Source organism: Corynebacterium sp. MSK008, from assembly GCF_030232585.1.
Lineage (GTDB): Bacteria > Actinomycetota > Actinomycetes > Mycobacteriales > Mycobacteriaceae > Corynebacterium.
Map to the genome: position 1 here is coordinate 105,827 of NZ_JASPJX010000006.1, position 17,508 is coordinate 123,334.

At 66.8% G+C, this 17,508-nt stretch carries 19 protein-coding genes; 9 read left to right on the forward strand and 10 right to left on the reverse strand.

Translation table 11 applies throughout. The features are described from left to right. Nucleotides 1-3: 3 nt before the first annotated feature. From QP996_RS06595 to QP996_RS06605, 3 genes are read right to left on the reverse strand one after another with little or no spacing between them, the layout of a single operon-like run. On the reverse strand, nucleotides 4-465 hold the full coding sequence (locus QP996_RS06595; protein ID WP_284871821.1) for a hypothetical protein: 462 nt from the start codon (nucleotides 463-465) through the stop codon (nucleotides 4-6). A 5-nt stretch (nucleotides 466-470) separates the two neighbouring features. Then, nucleotides 471-935 carry a YbjN domain-containing protein gene (locus tag QP996_RS06600; RefSeq protein WP_284871822.1) on the reverse strand — a complete coding sequence of 155 codons (465 nt, stop codon included), beginning with the start codon at nucleotides 933-935 and terminating at the stop codon, nucleotides 471-473. Nucleotides 936-962: 27 nt separating this feature from the next. After that, the gene (locus QP996_RS06605) at nucleotides 963-1,973 is read right to left on the reverse strand and encodes an NUDIX hydrolase (protein WP_284871823.1); all 1,011 of its coding nucleotides are present in this window, start codon (nucleotides 1,971-1,973) and stop codon (nucleotides 963-965) included. Nucleotides 1,974-2,075: 102 nt separating this feature from the next. Here QP996_RS06605 and QP996_RS06610 point away from each other — a divergent pair, with 102 nt between their 5' ends. Both QP996_RS06610 and QP996_RS06615 read left to right on the forward strand, forming a co-directional pair. Next, nucleotides 2,076-3,074, forward strand: a complete 999-nt coding sequence (locus tag QP996_RS06610) for an NAD(P)H-dependent glycerol-3-phosphate dehydrogenase (RefSeq protein ID WP_284871824.1) — start codon at nucleotides 2,076-2,078, stop codon at nucleotides 3,072-3,074. A 21-nt stretch (nucleotides 3,075-3,095) separates the two neighbouring features. Continuing rightward, entirely contained in the window at nucleotides 3,096-4,136 is a 1,041-nt protein-coding gene (locus tag QP996_RS06615; protein WP_284871825.1) for a D-alanine--D-alanine ligase family protein, read from the forward strand. Nucleotides 4,137-4,252: 116 nt separating this feature from the next. Here QP996_RS06615 and QP996_RS06620 read toward each other — a convergent pair whose 3' ends face one another. Beyond that, nucleotides 4,253-5,182: a DUF3515 domain-containing protein gene (locus QP996_RS06620; RefSeq protein WP_284871826.1), complete on the reverse strand. Its 930-nt coding sequence runs from the start codon at nucleotides 5,180-5,182 to the stop codon at nucleotides 4,253-4,255. Nucleotides 5,183-5,216: 34 nt separating this feature from the next. Between QP996_RS06620 and QP996_RS06625 the strand changes: the two genes are divergently transcribed. The 7 genes from QP996_RS06625 to QP996_RS06655 are packed head-to-tail and all read left to right on the forward strand — an operon-like array spanning nucleotide 5,217 to nucleotide 12,297. Then, nucleotides 5,217-6,179, forward strand: a complete 963-nt coding sequence (locus tag QP996_RS06625; protein ID WP_284871827.1) for a thiamine-phosphate kinase — start codon at nucleotides 5,217-5,219, stop codon at nucleotides 6,177-6,179. After that, nucleotides 6,179-6,820 (forward strand): uracil-DNA glycosylase, encoded by a 642-nt coding sequence (locus QP996_RS06630; protein ID WP_284871828.1) that lies wholly within the window; start codon nucleotides 6,179-6,181, stop codon nucleotides 6,818-6,820. The genes QP996_RS06625 and QP996_RS06630 overlap by 1 nt, the downstream gene beginning before the upstream one ends. 24 nt (nucleotides 6,821-6,844) lie before the next feature. Beyond that, nucleotides 6,845-8,377 (forward strand): DAK2 domain-containing protein, encoded by a 1,533-nt coding sequence (locus QP996_RS06635; RefSeq protein WP_284871829.1) that lies wholly within the window; start codon nucleotides 6,845-6,847, stop codon nucleotides 8,375-8,377. Then, nucleotides 8,378-10,480, forward strand: a complete 2,103-nt coding sequence (locus QP996_RS06640) for an ATP-dependent DNA helicase RecG (protein ID WP_284871831.1) — start codon at nucleotides 8,378-8,380, stop codon at nucleotides 10,478-10,480. Nucleotides 10,481-10,498: 18 nt separating this feature from the next. Further along, entirely contained in the window at nucleotides 10,499-11,083 is a 585-nt protein-coding gene (gene rsmD / locus QP996_RS06645; protein WP_284871832.1) for a 16S rRNA (guanine(966)-N(2))-methyltransferase RsmD, read from the forward strand. Next, nucleotides 11,084-11,560, forward strand: a complete 477-nt coding sequence (coaD, locus tag QP996_RS06650; RefSeq protein ID WP_284871833.1) for a pantetheine-phosphate adenylyltransferase — start codon at nucleotides 11,084-11,086, stop codon at nucleotides 11,558-11,560. Beyond that, nucleotides 11,560-12,297, forward strand: a complete 738-nt coding sequence (locus QP996_RS06655) for a sulfite exporter TauE/SafE family protein (RefSeq protein ID WP_284871835.1) — start codon at nucleotides 11,560-11,562, stop codon at nucleotides 12,295-12,297. Before coaD ends, QP996_RS06655 begins: the two co-directional genes overlap by 1 nt. Before the next feature lie 88 nt (nucleotides 12,298-12,385). On the opposite strand, the gene QP996_RS06660 is transcribed toward QP996_RS06655, so the two are convergent. From QP996_RS06660 to QP996_RS06685, 6 genes are all read right to left on the reverse strand, one after another. Further along, on the reverse strand, nucleotides 12,386-13,159 hold the full coding sequence (locus QP996_RS06660; protein ID WP_284871837.1) for an amino acid ABC transporter ATP-binding protein: 774 nt from the start codon (nucleotides 13,157-13,159) through the stop codon (nucleotides 12,386-12,388). Further along, nucleotides 13,159-14,124, reverse strand: coding sequence for an amino acid ABC transporter permease (locus tag QP996_RS06665; RefSeq protein ID WP_284871838.1), 966 nt, complete (start codon nucleotides 14,122-14,124; stop codon nucleotides 13,159-13,161). Before QP996_RS06665 ends, QP996_RS06660 begins: the two co-directional genes overlap by 1 nt. A gap of 2 nt (nucleotides 14,125-14,126) precedes the next feature. Then, nucleotides 14,127-15,026 (reverse strand): ABC transporter substrate-binding protein, encoded by a 900-nt coding sequence (locus QP996_RS06670; protein WP_284871840.1) that lies wholly within the window; start codon nucleotides 15,024-15,026, stop codon nucleotides 14,127-14,129. A 116-nt stretch (nucleotides 15,027-15,142) separates the two neighbouring features. Beyond that, nucleotides 15,143-15,778 (reverse strand): hypothetical protein, encoded by a 636-nt coding sequence (locus QP996_RS06675; protein WP_284871841.1) that lies wholly within the window; start codon nucleotides 15,776-15,778, stop codon nucleotides 15,143-15,145. A gap of 22 nt (nucleotides 15,779-15,800) precedes the next feature. Then, nucleotides 15,801-17,012, reverse strand: a complete 1,212-nt coding sequence (locus QP996_RS06680) for an MFS transporter (RefSeq protein WP_284871843.1) — start codon at nucleotides 17,010-17,012, stop codon at nucleotides 15,801-15,803. Next, nucleotides 17,009-17,464, reverse strand: a complete 456-nt coding sequence (locus QP996_RS06685; RefSeq protein WP_284871844.1) for a MarR family winged helix-turn-helix transcriptional regulator — start codon at nucleotides 17,462-17,464, stop codon at nucleotides 17,009-17,011. The genes QP996_RS06680 and QP996_RS06685 overlap by 4 nt, the downstream gene beginning before the upstream one ends. Between the last annotated feature and the right edge of the window lie 44 nt (nucleotides 17,465-17,508).

Below are 17,508 nucleotides of genomic sequence, written 5' to 3' on the forward strand. Positions count from 1 at the left end.
GCGCTAGTCCTGCGCCGCTTCCTCATCGAGGCGCTGGGTGACCTCCGGCGCAAACTCGGTGAGGAAGTCGCGCGAGGCGGCCACCACGCCCTGGATGCCGGTGAGGATGTGGGACTCGAACTGGTTGTCCGTGTACTCCCAGTGGCCGGGCAGGCTGTACGCCACGCCCAGAGCGGTGATGCCACGCTCCTCGTCCTTCAGGGCAGTGACGGTGGGGTAGGCCTTGGTGTAGTTGTACTGCTCGGCCCAGCTGCGGATGTCCTCGTAGCGGTCCGCGCCGATGGAGTCCACCGCGACCGAGGAAATCACGTTGATGTTCGGGGCGATGTGCGCGATTTCCAGGCCGATGCGGGCAAAGCCGGTGCGGATGGCAAACTCGCTTGCCTCATCAAACTGCCAGCCCTGCTTGGCAAAAACGTTCTTGACGCGCTGGATGGACAGGGGCTTCAGGGTGTCATTGCTCATGGGTGTTACGCCTCCTTAGCGCCGTCGGTGAAGGATTCTTCGAGGCCCGGGAAGGTCTCGCGCAGCTGGCCGGCCACGTGGTGGATTGCAGAGAAGAAGTACTCGCACATCTCGCGCAGCTGGGTGTCCGCGAAGCCGTCGCCGGAGAAGAATGGCGCCTCCATGATCGCGATTGCCGTGCCGTCCTGGCGCTGCACCGGGTGCACGCGCACCAGCGGCAGGGTGCGGTTCATCACGTTCGCGAACTCGCGAAGCTTCTCGACGTCCTCCGGTTGATCCACAACCGCCATCCACCTGGACGTGGCTTTAAAGCCCTCGCGTTCGACCTCGAAGAAGACCACCAGGCCCGGAAAGGCGGTGCGGACCTCGCCGCCGTCTTCGCGGAAGTACTTCAGGTCCATTCCTTCCAGGGTGGAAGCGATGCGTTCCTGCGTCACGGGTGGGAACGCGGTGGGGGTGGGGGAAGTCATAAGAAAAATCCGTTCCTTTCTTTGTAGCTACAGCACCGGCAGTGCGGACGGGACGTAGTCGGCCCCGGTGAGCTGGCCGCCGTGGAAACTCAACACCCACACGGAGCCCTTCTTTGCGTGGATGTCGGTGTCGATGGGCAGGGTGCCCTGCGCAGACAGCCAGGCGATCATGCCGGGGATCACATCGCCTTGGGCGCAGACCACGGAGGTGCCGCCCTGCTCGATCACCTCGGTGAACGCGCGCTGCGCGCCGACCATGTCGGACAGCCACGCCTCGTCGCCGAAGCGGGCGTCGACGGCCACGTCGATGCCCAGCTCGTCCGCAAGCGGCGCGACGGTGGTTTGGCAACGTTCCGGCTCGGCGGAGTAGATCCTCTCAGGTGTAAACGCGCTGAGCAGCGGGACCAGCATCTCGGACTGGCGGCGGCCCTTCTTGTCCAGCGGGCGGAAGTTGTCGTCGCCTGACCACTTCTCGCGCTCGTGCGCGCGGGCGTGGCGCACGTACAAAACGCGCGCGTTGGCCGGGGTGCCGAAGCGCTTCTGAGCCTTGCGCAGAACCTGGCGGTCTAAGTCGTAGGTCATCAGCTCGCAGGCGTCGTCAATAGGCAGCCAGCGGATCTCGTCCACCTCGTCGTTGGGCTCGAACTCGCCGCCGGTGACCTCGCCCGTCCAGTAGTAGACCACCTTCGTGGTCTTCTTCACCGGGTAGACCGTCTTGCCCAGAAGCTTGCCTAGGCGCACGTCGAAACCGGTTTCTTCCTTAATCTCGCGCACCGCGGTCTGCACTAGGGATTCGTCCGGATCCAGCTTGCCTTTGGCCAAAGACCAGTCGTCGTAATGCGGGCGGTGGATGCACGCCACCTCCAGCGAGTCAGGGTTTTTCAGGTCGCCGCGCCACAGCACCGCGCCTGCGGCAAGCGTCGTGCGCTTGAACTCGCTTTGCGGGTGGTTGGGGATTTGCTGCAAGCGTCCGGTGAGGAACATCTCACCGCGCGTGTCCTTGTCCTGCTCGTGCAGTTGGCGGTCATCATTTGGCATAGGTTCCATTGTGACGCAGACTCGGCGGGCGCGCTAGGTCCGGGCAGGGTCCGGGCAGGGTGGTACGTTGTAGCGGTTGAAAAACGCTGGGAGGACGCACTGATGGTCAACGTGGCAGTACTGGGCGCGGGTTCCTGGGGGACCACCCTTGCCAAAGTGTTCGCGGACGCGGGCAACCCCGTGAACCTGTGGGCGCGACGCGAGGAGCTTGCCCGCACAATCCAAGACACCCGGGAAAACCCCGAATACCTGCCGGGTATCACACTGCCCGAGGCCATCCAAACCACATCCCACGCCGCAGAGGCGCTGGAGAACGCCGCAATTGCGGTCTTCGGCGTGCCCAGCCAGACCATGCGCGACAACCTCACCCGCTGGGCGCCGCACTTGCCTGGCGACGCCACACTGGTCTCCATCTCCAAAGGCGTCGAATCCGGCACGCACATGCGCATGAGCGAAATCATCGCGGAAGTCACCGGGGTAGAAAGCGAGCGCATCGCGGTGCTGTCCGGGCCGAACCTCTCGCGCGAGGTCGCCGAGGAACAGCCGGCCGCGACCGTGATCGCCTGCGCCGACGAAAACCGCGCCAAGCTGGTCCAGGCCGCGTGCGCCACCAACTACCTGCGCCCGTACACCAACACCGACGTGGTGGGCTGCGAAATCGGCGGCGCCACCAAGAACGTCATCGCGCTCGCCTGCGGCATGGCGGCCGGCCAAGGCTTGGGCGACAACACCCAGGCCACCCTGATCACCCGCGGCCTGGCGGAAATCACCCGACTTGGCGCGGCCCTCGGGGCGGACGCGCGCACCTTCGCCGGCCTCGCCGGCATGGGCGACCTGGTGGCCACCTGCGCCTCCCCGCTCTCGCGCAACCGCACCTTTGGTGCCGCGCTCGGCGAAGGCGCGACCATGGACGAGGCCCGCGCCGCCACCAAGGGCCAGGTCGCGGAGGGCGTGGTGTCCTCACGCAGCATCTTCCAGCTCGCGGAGGAGCACTCCGTGGAGATGCCAATCACCCAGGGCGTGTACTCGGTGTGCCACGAAGGCATGAAGGTCGCCGACGTCATCGCCGCGCTCATGGGCCGCAGCAAGAAAGCGGAGTAGCGCCCGGTAGGCTAGCTCCCCGTGATCCGCATAGCTGTTTTGTACGGTGGCATGTCCACCGAGCACTCGATTTCCTGCATCTCCGCCGATTCAGTCATGTCCCACATGCCCGCCGAATACGAGGTGTTTCCCATCGGCATCACGCAGGAAGGTGTCTGGGTTGAGGGTGTGACGAATCCGGCTAAAGGGGCGGAGCTTCCCGTCGTCAAGCCTGGGCGTGAAGTAGCGCTCTCGTTGAATCCGCAGCGCAAGGGATTGCTTTACGACGTCACCTCCGGCGAGCCCATCACCACCATCGACGCCGTCTTCCCGGTGCTGCACGGCAAATACGGCGAGGACGGCACAGTTCAAGGCCTGCTCGAGCTGGCCGGGGTGCCGTACGTCGGCCCGGGTGTGCTGGCGTCCGCGTGCGGAATGGACAAGGAGTACACGAAGAAGCTGGTGGCGGCGGCCGGGATTCCGGTCACGCGCGAGGTGATCCTAGACGGCGTGCGCGAGCTCACCGAGGCAGAGCGCTCTCATTTGGGGCTTCCGGTGTTTGTGAAGCCCGCGAACGGCGGATCCTCCATCGGCGTGTCCAAGGTGACCAGCTGGGAAACGCTGCCGGCGGCGGTGGAGCTGGCGCTCGAGTCCGACGGCAAAGTCATCGTCGAGGCCGAGCTGGTCGGCGACGAGGTGGAAGTCGGAGTGCTCGAGCGCCCCGACGGCACCATCGCCGCATCCGTGCCCGCCAAGCTCAACGGCACCGAGGACTCCGCCGAGGGCTTCTACGGCTTTGAAACGAAATACCTGGAAGAAGGCGTCACCGCCACGATCCCGGCACCGTACCAGGACGAGTTGATCGCTCAGCTGCAGGACATGGCAGTGACGTGCTTCCACGCGCTGGACTGCAAGTCGCTGGCGCGCGTGGACTTCTTTGTTACCGACAACGGGCCGGTGCTCAATGAGGTCAACACCATGCCCGGATTCACCGCCATCTCCATGTACCCGCAGGTGTGGGCCGCCACCGGCGTGGACTACCCGGAGCTGCTGGGCACGCTGATCCGCACCGCGCTGCGGTAGGTGCGCCTAGCGGCGCCTCATCTCACCAAATCCAGCTACAAAGATCCGGCTATTGGCTTCTCAGAGCCGAATAGCTGGGTCCTAGTAGCTGGATCCGCGCGATGGGCGGCGCGGAGCTACGCCTGCCCGGTGTGCTCGGCGATGAGGTTGGTCAGGTTCGTGATCGCCTCGTTGCTCTCCGCCTGTGGCAGCGACGCCGCCACCTGCACGTCGCGGCCCATCGCGTACCAGGTGGAGGCGGTGGTGCCGTTGGCTAGCTTCACGTCTTCGAACCACGGCACGCCGTTGATCTGATCTAAGCGCGCGCCCGGGCCGTAGTTTTCTGGAGCGGCGACTCCGCAGCGCAGCACGATCGCGTCCTGACCTTCGGCGGACCAGGCCACAGTCTGCTCGCTCACGGCGTCGACGCGGGTGTAGCCGTCGGCGATGGAGTCGGGAGCTGCGGCGAGCAGGCTGTCGCACTTCGCTTCGTCGTCAGTGGCGACGAGGTCTGCGAGCGGGGCGGGGTGTTGCTCGGGGGCCGGGCCGGTCAGCGCGGCGGTGTCGATGCCTGCGACGGGGGCGGCGCCGTCGCGAAGCTGCTGCGTGTCAGCGGTGACGGCGAGGACGGGGGAGCGGTCCACGGTGAACCAGGTGGCCAAAGTGGAGCCCGGGGTGGCGTCGTTGACGCGCAGCCAGCGCGTGCCGTCGATGTCCTCGGTGTGCGCGTACGGGGTGTACTGCGCGGGCGCGTCCACGCCGCAGCGCAGGGTGATGCGCTCGGTGGAGGAGGCCTGCCACGCGGCGGCGCCTTCGGGGGCGGGCTCGGCCAGTTCGGCGCGTTTGAGGTCGGCCAGGGTGGACGGGAGGCCGTCGATAAGCGATGTGCACTCGGCTGACGACGCCTCGGGCGCGGGGAGCTGCGTCATCGCCACCGGCTGCAGCGCAACCCGGTCGAAGAACACGCGCGCGCCGACGAGCACGCCGAGCACCAGCGCCACCGCCAGCCCAAGACTGACGTAGATGGTGGTGCGGTTAAATTGAGCATTATGCGCCGTGGAACCCATGGCGGCTGAGTCTAGTGAAAGGGTGTGCGCAGACGTGATCGAGACAGGCTTTCCCACCGGCGGGCCGACGCTGGGCGAGCTCGGCGAGCGCGAAGTCATCGCGCTGATCCGCGCCCAGGCGCCGTCCGCGCTCAACGGCGACGACGCCGCGGTGCTCGCCCCGGCAGCCCCGAACTCACGGGTGGTGGCCAGCACGGACATGCTCGTGCGGGGGCGGCATTTCACTGCGAAAACCACCACGCCCTACCTGCTGGGGCGCAAGGCGGCGCTGCAGAACTTCGCGGACATCGAGGCGATGGGCGCGCGCCCGATCGCGGCGCTGATGGCGGTGTCCGCGCACCCGGACACCCCGGCGAAGGTGCTGGAGGAACTCGCGCGCGGCGTGGGCGATATGGCATCTGATTACGCCTGTGAGCTGGTCGGCGGCGATGTCACGGGCGGCGACTACCTGGTGGTGTCCGTCACCGCGATTGGTGCGCTCGGCGGCAACCGCCCGCCGCTCACGCTGGACGGTGCGCGCCCGGGGCACCGCATGATCGCCCACGGGCGCATCGGTTATTCCGCGGCTGGTCTGGCGTTGCTGCAGTCGGGCATGGACATCCCGGCGCAGCTCGAGCCGCTGGTTGCCGCGCACCAAGTGCCGGAGCTGACCCCGGGCCGCGGCGTGGTGGCGCGCGCGGCGGGCGCGTGTGCGATGACGGACAACTCGGATGGGCTGATCCGGGACATCACTCAGCTTGCGGAGGCGTCCGGCGTGGGTATCGACCTGGCGTCCAACGCGATCGCCCCCGACCGGTTGCTCGTGGAGGCGGGCAGGCTGCTCGGTGTGGACCCGTGGGAGTGGGTGCTCGGCGGCGGGGAGGACCACACGCTCGTCGGCACCATCGAAGGGTCTGCGCCGGTGGGCTTCCGCTCCATCGGTGCGGTGACCAAGAAGCAAGGCGTGCGTGTCGACGGCTCCGCGCCCGCCACCGACACCGGATGGGAGAGCTTCTGATGTTGCCCGTGCACGAATCGTGGCAAGCGCCGCTGGCGCCTGTGGAAGACCAGATCCACGCCATGGGCGACTTCCTGCGCGCCGAGGGCGAATACCTGCCGCGCGGCAACGACATCCTGCGGGCGTTTGCGGACCCGTTCGAGGATGTCCGCGTGCTCATCCTTGGCCAGGACCCGTACCCAACCCCGGGGCATCCCATGGGCCTGGCGTTTTCCACCCAGCCCGGGGTGGCCGCGCCCCGCTCACTGGTGAATATCTACAAGGAGCTGCAGGATGACTTGGGCATCCCGCCGCGCAAGGACGGTGACTTGAGCTCCTGGTCGCAGCAGGGGATTCTGCTGCTGAACAGGGTGCTCACCGTGCGCCCAGGCGCGCCGGCGTCGCACCGCGGCAAGGGCTGGGAGGCCATAACCCAGGCTGCGATTGAGGCCCTGGTGTCCCGCGGTACCCCGCTGGTGGCCATCCTGTGGGGCAGAGACGCGCAGACGGCCGCGAAGTTTCTGGGGGACACCCCGCGTATCGAGTCGCCGCACCCATCGCCGCTGTCAGCCTCCCGCGGGTTCTTCGGCTCCCGCCCGTTCTCGCGCGCGAATCAGGCGCTGGAAACGATGGGTGCCCAGCCGGTCAACTGGGCACTTTAAGCAGAACCTGTAAACTCTCTCAGCATGTCTGCATCTCCGCTTTCTAACGGCGCACGCCTGCTCGCATGGGCCCGCCGCGCCTCAGGCGAGCTAGAGCGCAAACGCGCGGAGATCAACGAGCTCAACGTTTTCCCAGTTCCTGACGGGGACACCGGCTCCAACATGGCGCACACGATGGCCGCGGCAGTCGAGGCCGCCTCGGAGCTGCCGGAGGGCGCGGGCCTGACTGAGGTCGCCGAAGCGCTGGCTGTCGGCGCAGTGCGCGGCGCGCGCGGCAACTCCGGTGTCGTGCTCTCCCAGATTCTGCGCGGCTTCGCCCAGGCTGCCAGCTACGGGGCGACGGAGGGCGAGATGCTCGCCGTCGCGCTCACCAACGCCGTCGGGTTCGTGGACCGCGCCATTGCGGAGCCGGTTGAGGGCACCATCATTACGGTGTTGCGCGCTGCAGCCGACGCCTCGCGCCCCAACGCGCACCTCCCGCTTGTCGACGTCGCATCCGCCGCCACCGCCGCCGCCCAAGATGCGCTGCGGCTGACGCAGACCCAGCTGCCGGAGCTGCGCGAAGCCGGCGTGGTCGACGCTGGCGGGGCAGGCCTGGTCGCGGTGCTGAACACGCTGACGACTGAAGGGGAAGGTGAGGGGGAACCGGAAGACGTCGATAGGCAAGTGCCTGAAACCCATGGCACCCAGGGCGAACTGGAAGTGATGTTCAGCTTTCGCGGCGACCTGGACGCACTGAGAGGCGAGCTTGCGGGGCTGGGCGGCAGCCTGATTGTCGCGCCTTTGCACGACGGCGAGGCCACGGTGCACATCCATTCCCGCGATGCCGGGAAGGTCATCGAGACCGCCTTCGCCGCAGGTGAGGTGGCAGATCTGCGCTTGGAGGTGCTCGCGAGCGCCGTGGCCGCCGGCACGCCCGAGCGCCTGATCATCGCGGTGACCCCGCCCGGATCCGTGACCAGCTTATACTCAGCGTCCGGCGCGGTGACGGTGGTGCCGGGGCCGAACGTGGCGGCGGACATGTTGGACGCGATCACGCGCTCCGGCAGCAACGAAGTGATCGTGCTGCCGAACGGACAGTTGAGCAACAGCGAGCTCGCGGCGGTAGAGAACGCGGCGCGCGCGGTGGAGCAGTCCATCACCATCCTGCCCACGGTGCGGCTGGTCTCCGGCATCGCGGCGCTGTCCGTGCACGACTCGGCGCAGCCGCTGGCCACCGCGGCCTTTACCATGTCCGAGGCCGCCGGCGAGATGCGCACCGCGCTGGCGTTCCGCGCCGAGAAGGGCGCACTGACCTTGGGCGGTGCCGTGGCGAAGGGCGACGTGGTGGTTACCTCACGCGGCGAGCATCTCCTGATCGCAGACGAGCCTATGGACGCTGTCGAGCGCGCCTGCCGCCGCCTGCTCGAGCACGGCGGGGAACAGGTGAGCATCCTGTTCGACCCGAACGAGCTGCGCGCCGACGCGCTGGAGGAGCTCGCGGGCAAACTCGGTGTCGACGTGATGGTCTATCCTGCGGACGGACTGCAAGCCTGCGCGGAGATTGGGGTGGAGTAGATGCTGGGTTTCGAGGACACGCGCCCGCTTAACCTGGTCATTCCGCTGAAGCAGGCCAAGGCGATAGGCAAGCACCTCGACATCCACACCTGCGGCGAGCTACTGCGCTACTACCCGCGGCGCTACCTGCACTACGGCACCGGCGCCGATTTGGCCGGGGTGAAACCGGGCGACACGCTCAACGTCATCGGCACGGTCGTGGGCACCGAGCAGTTCACCTCCAAGAAGCAGCCGAAGCGGCCCATTTACAAGGTGCACGTGGACGACGGCCGCCAGGTGTTTTTGGCCGCTTTCTTCGGCTCCCATTACGCCCAGCGCGTGCTCAAAGAGGGCCGGCGGGTGATGCTCACCGGCAAATACGACGTGTTCCGCAACCAACCGCAGCTCTCCCACCCGGACTTTGTGCTCCTGGACGGGCCCACGCAGGCCACCGGCGCGCTGCGGCAGCTCGGCCACTTCGGCGACATCGAGCAGATCATGAGCGGGCGCGAGTGGCTGCCCATCTACCCGGCGGTGAAAAACGTCAGTACCTGGACCATCATGGGGGCGGTGCATGCGGTGCTCAAAGAGCTTCCGCCTATCGACGAGCCTCTCGGCTTCACCCCAATAGGATTTTTGCCCCTGAACTCGGCGGTCCACCAGATCCACGAGCCGGGCCCGCCGGGGCCCGCCCGTGCGCTGGAGCGGCTGAAGTACGACGAGGCGCTGTCCGTGGCGTTGGCGATGGGCGTGCGTCGCGCGGACGCGGAGGCGCGCAGCGCCGAGGCGCTGCCGCGCGTGAAAGACCGCGACCAGGACCTGCTGGTGCAACGCTTGCCGTTTCCACTGACCTCTGGGCAGAACGAGGTGGTCGCGGAGATCACCCGCGACATGGCGCGCACCGTGCCCATGAGCCGGCTGCTGCAGGGCGAGGTCGGCTCCGGCAAGACCATCGTGGCGTTGATTGCCATGCTCCAGGCCGTGGACAACGGCGCGCAGTGCGCCTTTCTCGCGCCCACCGAAGTGCTGGTGTTGCAGCACGCCCGCTCCATGACGAAGGTGCTGATGAACGCGGGCCTGCCCACCCGCGTGGTGGCGTTGACCGGGTCCATGACGGCGGCGCAAAAACAGGACGCGCTGCTGAAGATCGTCACCGGCGAGGCCGACATCGTGGTGGGGACCCACGCGCTGATCCAAGACGGCGTGGAGTTTTTCCGCCTGGGGCTTGTGGTGGTGGACGAGCAGCACCGCTTCGGCGTGGAGCAGCGAGACGCGCTGCGCGCCAAGGCGGGGGAGGTAACCCCGCACCTTTTGGTGATGACGGCGACGCCGATCCCGCGCACCATCGCCATGACCGTCTTCGGCGATCTGACCGTGTCGACGCTGCGCGAGCTGCCCGGCGGGCGAAAACCCATCCAGTCCGCGGTGGTGCCGCAGTTCAAGTCGCGCTGGGTGGCGCGCGCCTGGGAGAAGATCCGCGAGGAAGTCGCCGCCGGGCACCAGGCGTACGTGGTGTGCCCGCGCATCGACGGCGAGGGCGGCGTGCTCGAGGTCTTCGCCGAGCTCGCGTCCACGGAGTTCGAAGGGCTCAACGTGGCGTTTCTGCACGGCCGGATGAAGGGCGATGAGAAAGACACCGTGATGGCGGACTTCGCCGCCGGCGGGGTAGATGTGCTGGTGGCAACCACGGTGATCGAGGTCGGCGTGGACGTGCCCAATGCGACGGTGATGATGGTGCGCGAATCCGAGCACTTCGGCGTCTCCCAGCTGCACCAGCTGCGCGGCCGCGTGGGCCGTGGCGGCAACCAGTCGCTGTGCCTGTTCCACACGCTGGCGAAGGAGGGCACCCCGTCGTTTGAGCGCGTGAGCCAGGTCGCGTCCACCACGGACGGCTTCGCGCTGGCGGAGTTGGACCTGCTCAACCGCCGCGAGGGCGACGTGCTGGGCACCCAGCAGTCCGGCATGCACCGCACGCTGAAGCTGCTGAACCTGGTGGAGGACTTCGAGCTGGTGCGCCGCGCCTACGACGACGCCGCCCGCCTGGTGGCAGACAACCTCGAGTTCGCCCGCGCCGCCACCGCGGATTTCATTCCGGAAGACTTCGAGTACTTGGACAAGAGCTAGAGCGTTAGAGTTGTGGCCATGAACCGCATCATTTCCGGCGAGGCCCGCGGCCGCAAGATCAAGGTGCCGCCTGAGGGCACACGTCCCACCTCGGACCGAGCGCGCGAGGGCCTGTTTTCCTCCCTGCAGGTCCGATTCGGGTTCGTGGACATGAACGTGCTCGACCTGTTCGCCGGTTCCGGCGCGCTGGGGCTGGAGGCCGCCTCCCGCGGTGCCGCAGAGGTGGTGCTGGTGGAAAACAACCCGGAGGCCGTGCGCATCATCGAGTACAACGCCGGTGTGGTCGGGCACCCGAATGTGACCATCGAGCCGGTGAAGGCGTCGACGTACCTCGCCCGCGCGCCGCGCAACCACTTCGACATCGTGCTCGCGGACCCGCCGTACGAGCTCGCGGATGAGGCCGTCGCAGAAATGGTGGAGGCGCTCAAGCCCACGCTTCACGACGGCGCCGTGGTCGTCGTCGAGCGCCACCGCGACAGCCCCGAGACGGCCTGGCCGGAGGAGTTCACCCCGACCGGCCAGAAGCTGAAGAAGCGCCTGTACGGCATCGCTCGCATGGACATGGCCGTGTACACGGATCCGGAAGCAGAGGTGGAGGAATAAATGACTACCGCAGTGTGCCCAGGCTCGTTCGATCCGATCACGAACGGCCATCTGGACATCGTCACCCGGGCCTCGCGCCACTTTGACGAGGTGGTGGTGCTGGTCACCGGCAACCCGACGAAGACTTCGGGGCTGTTTTCCATCGATGAGCGCGTCGAGCTGATCCGCGAAGCTATCGCGCACCTGCCCAACGTCCGCGTGGACAGCTGGGGTGGGCTGCTGGTGGACTACACCTCCGCCCACCACATCACCGCCCTGGTCAAGGGTCTGCGCTCCTCGCTGGACTACGAGTACGAGCTGCCGATGGCGCAGATGAACCGCCGCCTGACCGGCGTGGACACCTACTTTTTGCTCACGGACGAAAAATACGGCTACATCTCGTCTTCGCTGACCAAGGAGGTGGCCAAGTACGGCGGCGACGTCACCGGCCTCGTGCCGGATTCCGTGCGTGAGGCGATGGCGGAGAAGTACCGCTAGTGCTCGTCGCGTTGGGCGTCGGCGCCGCCGTCGCGGTGGGCGCGTGCCTGCAGCGCATCTCCGGCATGGGCGTGGGGCTGATCGCCGCGCCTGTGCTCTCGCTGTTGCTCGGGCCTGTCGACGGCATCCTGCTGGTCAACCTCCTCGCCGTCATCAACGCTGCGACGAACACCTGGGGCATGCGCGCGGACGTGGACTGGAAAAAGTTCGCTCCGATCGCGCTCGCGCTAGTCTTTGGCGTGGTCCCGGGCACCTGGGTGGTGGCGAACGCGCCGACCAACGTGCTGCTCGTGCTGGTCGGGGCCCTGTTGCTGCTCGCGTTGTCCGTGGTCACGCTGGGCAAGCGCTACGTGCCGCGGGTCGAAGGGGTGGTGCCCGCGGCCGCGTCCGGTGTGATCGGCGGGTTCATGAACACCCTGGCCGGGGTGGCCGGTCCGGCGATCACGGTCTACGCGGAGGCCGCGCGCTGGCCGCAGCGGGTCTACGCCGCCACGCTGCAGCCGATCTTTCTGGTTGGCGGCGCGTTGTCGTTCACGGTGAAGGTGTTCGCAGGTGCCGCCGACGTCGCCGGCATCGAGCCTGCGCTGTGGGTGGCCACGCTGGGCGCTTTGGCAATTGGGATCGTGGCAGGCAAGCGCCTAGCGCCGCACGTGCCGCCGGCAGCCGCCCACCGGATCGCGCTCGGCCTGGCCTTCGCCGGCGGGGCGACGGCGCTCGTGCGCGGGCTGCTGGCGTAATTTTGTAAAACTCGGCAACTGGAATGCGTTTTCCCAGGTCGAATTTCGAAAACGCGGATGTTTTGCCGAGTTCTACAAAATTTCGGCGCTAGAACAGGGTGGACACGAACGCCTTGGTGCGCTCGTGCTGCGGGTTGTCCAGCACCTGCTCCGGAGTGCCGTACTCGATGATCTGGCCACCGTCCATGAACGCGACCTTGTCTGCCACCTCGCGGGCGAACGCCAGCTCGTGGGTCACCACCAGCATGGTCATGCCCTGCTCCGCCAGCTCGCGCATCACGCGCAGCACTTCGCCGACGAGTTCGGGGTCGAGGGCGGACGTGGGTTCGTCGAAAAGCATGAGCTTCGGATCCATGGCCACCGCGCGCGCGATGGCCACGCGCTGCTGCTGGCCGCCGGAGAGCTGGATGGGGTAGGCGTCCGCCTTGGTGCCCAGGCCGACCATCTCCAGCAGTTCCATCGCGCGGGCCTTGGCCTGCTCCACCGGCTGGCCCTTGACGTGCACAGGGGCCTCAATGACGTTGTCCAGCACGGTGCGGTGGCCGAAGAGGTTGAAGTTCTGGAACACCATGCCGATGTCGCGGCGCTGCTTGGCGGCGTCCTTCTCGCTCATCTCGTGCAGCACGCCGTCGCGTTCGTGGTAGCCGATGAGCTCGCCGTCGACGTAGAGGCGGCCGGCGTTGACCTTCTCCAAGTGGTTCACGCAGCGCAGCAGGGTGGACTTGCCGGAGCCGGACGGGCCGATCAGGCAGGCGACTTCGCCGGGGTAGACCTCCATGTCGATGCCCTTGAGCACGTCGAGGTTGCCGAAGGACTTCCACACGTCCACGGCCTGGATCATTGGCTTGTGCTTAACGGTCATTAGCGCTGCCCCTTCTTCTGCGGTTCTTCCACGATTTCAACGTTGTTGGGGATGGTGCCCTCGGCATCCGCCAGGCTGGCCAGCTGGCGGGCGGTGAGCTGGCGGGTGGCACCCCGGTCGAAGTAGCGCTCCAGGTAGTGCTGCGCCACCATGAGCAGCGAGGTGATCACCAGGTACCAGGTGGCGGCGACCAGCAGCATCGGCACCGGCTCGAACAGCGCGGCGGCGATGTCCATGGAACGGCCGTAGAGCTCCAGCGAGTAGGGGATGGCTACCACGAGCGAGGATGTCTTCAACAGTGAGATGAACTCGTTGCCGGTGGGCGGGATGATGATGCGCATGGCCTGCGGTAGCACCGTGCGGCGCATGGTCTGGCCCCAGCTCATGCCCAGCGCCTTCGAAGCCTCCACCTGGCCCTCCGGGACGGCGGAGATGCCGGAGCGGACGATCTCGGCCATGTAGGCGGCCTCGTTCAGGCCCAGGCCCACCACGGCGAGCGCGAAGGCCGACGAGGTGAACGGGTCCAGCGGGATCTCGGTGAAACCGAGGTTGATCGTGTCGTAGATCGCGCCGATCAGGCCCCAGAACATCAGCTGGACGTAGACCGGGGTGCCGCGGAAGATCCAGAGGAAGACCCAGCCGACGGTCTTGAACACCGGGTTCGGGCTCATGCGCATCACGGCGAGCAGCACGCCGCCGATCACGCCGATGAGCATGGCCAACACCGTAATGGCGATGGTGTGCAGCGCCGCGGTGGCGATACGTGTGTCCAGGAGGTAGGCGAAGTACGTGTCCCAGCCGTAGGCGTCGTTACGCGCGGCGCCGATGACGAACCAGACCACCAGGACGACAAGCAGGGCGGCCAGCGCCCAGCGGCCCGGGTGGCGCAGCGGCTTGGCCTGGATGCGCTCGGGGCGGGTGCGCTCTTTCTGGCTCGCCGCGTACTTGGAATAGGGGGTGCTCATGCTCACTGTCCTCCCAGAGGTTGTTCATTAATCAGGGCCTGGTCCAATAGGCCGGTGTCGATGTTCCATTGCTCGAGGATTCGCGCGTAGTCGCCGGTGTCGATGAGGTGCTGCATCGCCGCCGCCATCGCGTCGGCCAGCGGCGAGCCCTTCGGCACCGCGAAGCCGTAGGGGGCTGCGTCGAACATCTCGCCGATCATCTCCAGCCTGCCGTCGGAGCGCTCCACAGCCCACGCGGAGACGGGGGAGTCAGCGCTGTAAGCATCGGCGCGGCCCACCAGCGCCGCAAGGGCGGCGTTGTCGGCGGTATCGAAGGCGAGCACCGTGATCGGGTCCTTGCCGGCGGCCTCGCAGGCCTCGGACTTCGGGCGTACGTCGTCGGTGTCGGAGACGGTGGTGCGCTGCACCGACACCGTCAGTCCGCAGGCGTTCTCGGGGTCCACGCCCGAGCCAGGCTGGGCGGCCCACTGCACGCCGGCGTAGAGGAAGTTGACAAAATCAAAGGATTGGCGGCGTTCCTCGTTGTCCGTGAAGCCGGACGCACCGGCGTCCAGACTGCCCGCGGACACGGCAGGCAGGATCATGGCGAAGTCCATGTCGTCGGCCTGGAAGTCCAAACCCATCACGCCAGCTGCGGCGCGGGCGAGGTCCAGTTCCACGCCGATGAGCTCGCCTTGCGAGTCCTTGAACTGGAAGGGGGCGAACGGCGGGTTCGTGCCCACGTTGAGCACGCCGTCTGCGGCGACCTCTGGCGGCACCATGGCCGCGATTTCGGGCACAGCGTCCGGGACGATGGGTTCCCAGCCGTCGGGGGTGCCGCCCTCCTCATTGGTCACGCAACCCGCGAGCAGCATTGTCGCGCTCAGGCACGCGGCGACGCGCAGGGAGGTGGTGTGTTGCATACCGGCTCCAATACACGATGAATATTTACAAGCCATCGTATATTACACCGGGGCGCACATGCGTATCGACGGCCCCAAGGTCACCCCTGTGGCCGTCGATAAGCAAATGTTTTTGGCTACTGCTGCGCCATGCGGATACCGCGCATGACCAGCTCAACCACCGAGCCGATGACTAACATGCCGAGGAAGACAGGGATGAGCACCGAGGTGGCCTGGCTGGAGCCCGCCGAAGATTGCGCGAAATCGCCGGTGAAGAAACCGGAGGACATCATCGCCGAGCCCTGAGCCTCCTGCTTCCACAGCTCCACGGGGTTGGCGGTGTCCGGAACAGAGGAGTTGCGCGCCCACGCCTGGACGAAGTCTTTGCCGTCGCCCTCCTCCATGCCGTCGGTCCACTCCAGGAACATCTCCGAGGAGGAGACCTTCTTCAGGGGGTTCTTCTCCGGATCGATGTAGAGCGGGTCATTCTCCGGATCCGGGTTCAGGCCTTCGAGCCCGGGCGACGGATCACCCGGCTTCCGCGGGCCCGTGTTTTCTTTCTCGTCGGTTGTGCTGGACGAGCTTCCCTCGCTGCTGGAGGAGTTGCTCTCCGAGAGCTTTTCAAACGCGTCCGCGGTGTTGCGGAGAACCTCGGCATCTTCGGTGGTGATGCCGGTGCCTGCCGGCTTCGTCTGCGAGGTGGCAGACGGCGCGTTCAGGCCTGCAAGGACGAGTGCTCCGGCGGTCACGCCGGCGATGAGAGACTTGCGCATGGGGCGTATCTTAACCAATCCGTTAGAGAATGCGATGCAGAGTCTTTCGACCTGCGAAGAGGATCAACAGCGAAACCACGAGCGAACCTGCGCCGAACCAGTACGGCACGCCTGCGCCCAGCGACGCGGCCAGCGGGCCGGATACAGCTGGCGCCACCGCGCCGCCGAGGAAGCGCATCCCCGAATAGCTCGACGACGCCACGTTGCGCGGCATCTCCGTCGCTTCCATGACGGCTTCAGTGAGCACGGTGTTGAAAACGCCACTGAAGAAACCCGCGAGAATGACCAGGACCACTACGACGCCTAACCGGTGAGCGCCGAAGCCGAGGCCGGTGAGAACTGCACTGAAGCCGAGGAGCACGGTCACCACCACGGGAATCAGGCCGAAGGCGCGGGTCAGGCGAGGCGCGATGAACACCGAAGAGACGGCCAGCGCCAGGCCCCAACCGAAGAAGACGTAGCCCAGCTCAGTCGCGCCGAAGTTGCGCCCGCTTAGCGCGGCAGCTTCCTCGATGGGGTAGGGCGAGTAGGCGAGCAGGGTGAAAAACCCGAAGTTGTAGAAAAACGCCACCAAGCCGAGCGTGAGCAGGGCTGGGTCCTTGGCTGCTGCGAGCCCCGCCGTCAGCGCGACGGGCTCTGGTTTGCGCTCCGCCTTGGCCAGCAGCGTCGCAATCGCGATAAAGCCCGCCGCCATCAGCACCGCAGTGCCGTAGAAGGGGGCGCGCCAGCTGATCTCGCCCAGCACGCCGCCGACGAGGGGGCCGATGGCCATACCGACGCCGATCGCGGCCTCGTACAGGATCACTGCCTGGCCCGCGTGCCCGGCCGCCGCGCCGACGATGGCGGCCAGCGCCGTCGAGATAAACAGCGCGTTGCCCAGGCCCCAGCCAGCGCGGAACCCGATGATTGCGTCGACCGAACCCGCTGCACCAGACAGGGCAGAGAAGGCGACAATCAGGGCCAAACCGATCAAGAGCGTGGTCTTGACACCGATGCGCGAAGAGATGAACGCGCTGAAGAACATTGCCAGCGCGGTGATAAGCAGGTAGCTGGTAAACAGCAGCATCGTTTGCGTCGGGGAGGCGTCGAGCTCCCGGCTGATCGCGGGCAGGATCGGATCCACCAGCCCGATGCCCATGAACGACACCGCGCAGGCGAAGGCGAGAGCCCACACCGCTACCGGTTGTTTAAGGATGGAATGGGATGCGGATTCTTCGTGCGGCGTGTCTGTCACGCGCGACCTCCTTTACGTTGTTTCAACTCTGCGGTCAGCTCCGGCAGAAGTTCCGCCGCGCGCTTGAGCGTCGCGATGTCCTCCGGCTTCAACGCCTCGAACACAGGGGCCACCGCCTCGGCTGCTGCTGCCCTGTAGCTGCGTAGAACCTCGCGGCCGGCGTCGGTGATGGTCAGCGCTGTCGCGCGAGCATCGTCGTCGGCGGTGTGTCTGGCGGCGTAGCCGTCGTCCACAAGCCGCTTCATGGCCTGGCTCATGGAGGGCTGGCGGATGCCTTCCCGTGCTGCAAGCTCTCCAATCCGGAGCCCCGGCTCGCGCTCGAGGGCCGCAAGCGCGCGCATGGACACGTTTGAAAGCTCCATGCCTGACGCCTGGTACGCGGCGCGTGTGAAATGGCTTCCGGCCGCGATGAGCTCAACTGCAAGTGTGGCGAGGTCCTCGTTGGAGTGCATAGGGGAACTATATAGGTTGCCTATGTATGGCAAAACCCCGCAGG

Bases quoted from the DNA above. Each gene is read 5' to 3' on its own strand.
- QP996_RS06595 (WP_284871821.1), bottom strand. From the start codon at position 465: ATGAGCAATGACACCCTGAAGCCCCTGTCCATCCAGCGCGTCAAGAAC.
- QP996_RS06600 (WP_284871822.1), bottom strand. From the start codon at position 935: ATGACTTCCCCCACCCCCACCGCGTTCCCACCCGTGACGCAGGAACGC.
- QP996_RS06605 (WP_284871823.1), bottom strand. From the start codon at position 1,973: ATGCCAAATGATGACCGCCAACTGCACGAGCAGGACAAGGACACGCGC.
- QP996_RS06610 (WP_284871824.1), top strand. From the start codon at position 2,076: ATGGTCAACGTGGCAGTACTGGGCGCGGGTTCCTGGGGGACCACCCTT.
- QP996_RS06620 (WP_284871826.1), bottom strand. From the start codon at position 5,182: ATGGGTTCCACGGCGCATAATGCTCAATTTAACCGCACCACCATCTAC.
- QP996_RS06630 (WP_284871828.1), top strand. From the start codon at position 6,179: ATGTTGCCCGTGCACGAATCGTGGCAAGCGCCGCTGGCGCCTGTGGAA.
- QP996_RS06635 (WP_284871829.1), top strand. From the start codon at position 6,845: ATGTCTGCATCTCCGCTTTCTAACGGCGCACGCCTGCTCGCATGGGCC.
- QP996_RS06640 (WP_284871831.1), top strand. From the start codon at position 8,378: ATGCTGGGTTTCGAGGACACGCGCCCGCTTAACCTGGTCATTCCGCTG.
- rsmD (WP_284871832.1), top strand. From the start codon at position 10,499: ATGAACCGCATCATTTCCGGCGAGGCCCGCGGCCGCAAGATCAAGGTG.
- coaD (WP_284871833.1), top strand. From the start codon at position 11,084: ATGACTACCGCAGTGTGCCCAGGCTCGTTCGATCCGATCACGAACGGC.
- QP996_RS06660 (WP_284871837.1), bottom strand. From the start codon at position 13,159: ATGACCGTTAAGCACAAGCCAATGATCCAGGCCGTGGACGTGTGGAAG.
- QP996_RS06665 (WP_284871838.1), bottom strand. From the start codon at position 14,124: ATGAGCACCCCCTATTCCAAGTACGCGGCGAGCCAGAAAGAGCGCACC.
- QP996_RS06670 (WP_284871840.1), bottom strand. From the start codon at position 15,026: ATGCAACACACCACCTCCCTGCGCGTCGCCGCGTGCCTGAGCGCGACA.
- QP996_RS06675 (WP_284871841.1), bottom strand. From the start codon at position 15,778: ATGCGCAAGTCTCTCATCGCCGGCGTGACCGCCGGAGCACTCGTCCTT.
- QP996_RS06685 (WP_284871844.1), bottom strand. From the start codon at position 17,464: ATGCACTCCAACGAGGACCTCGCCACACTTGCAGTTGAGCTCATCGCG.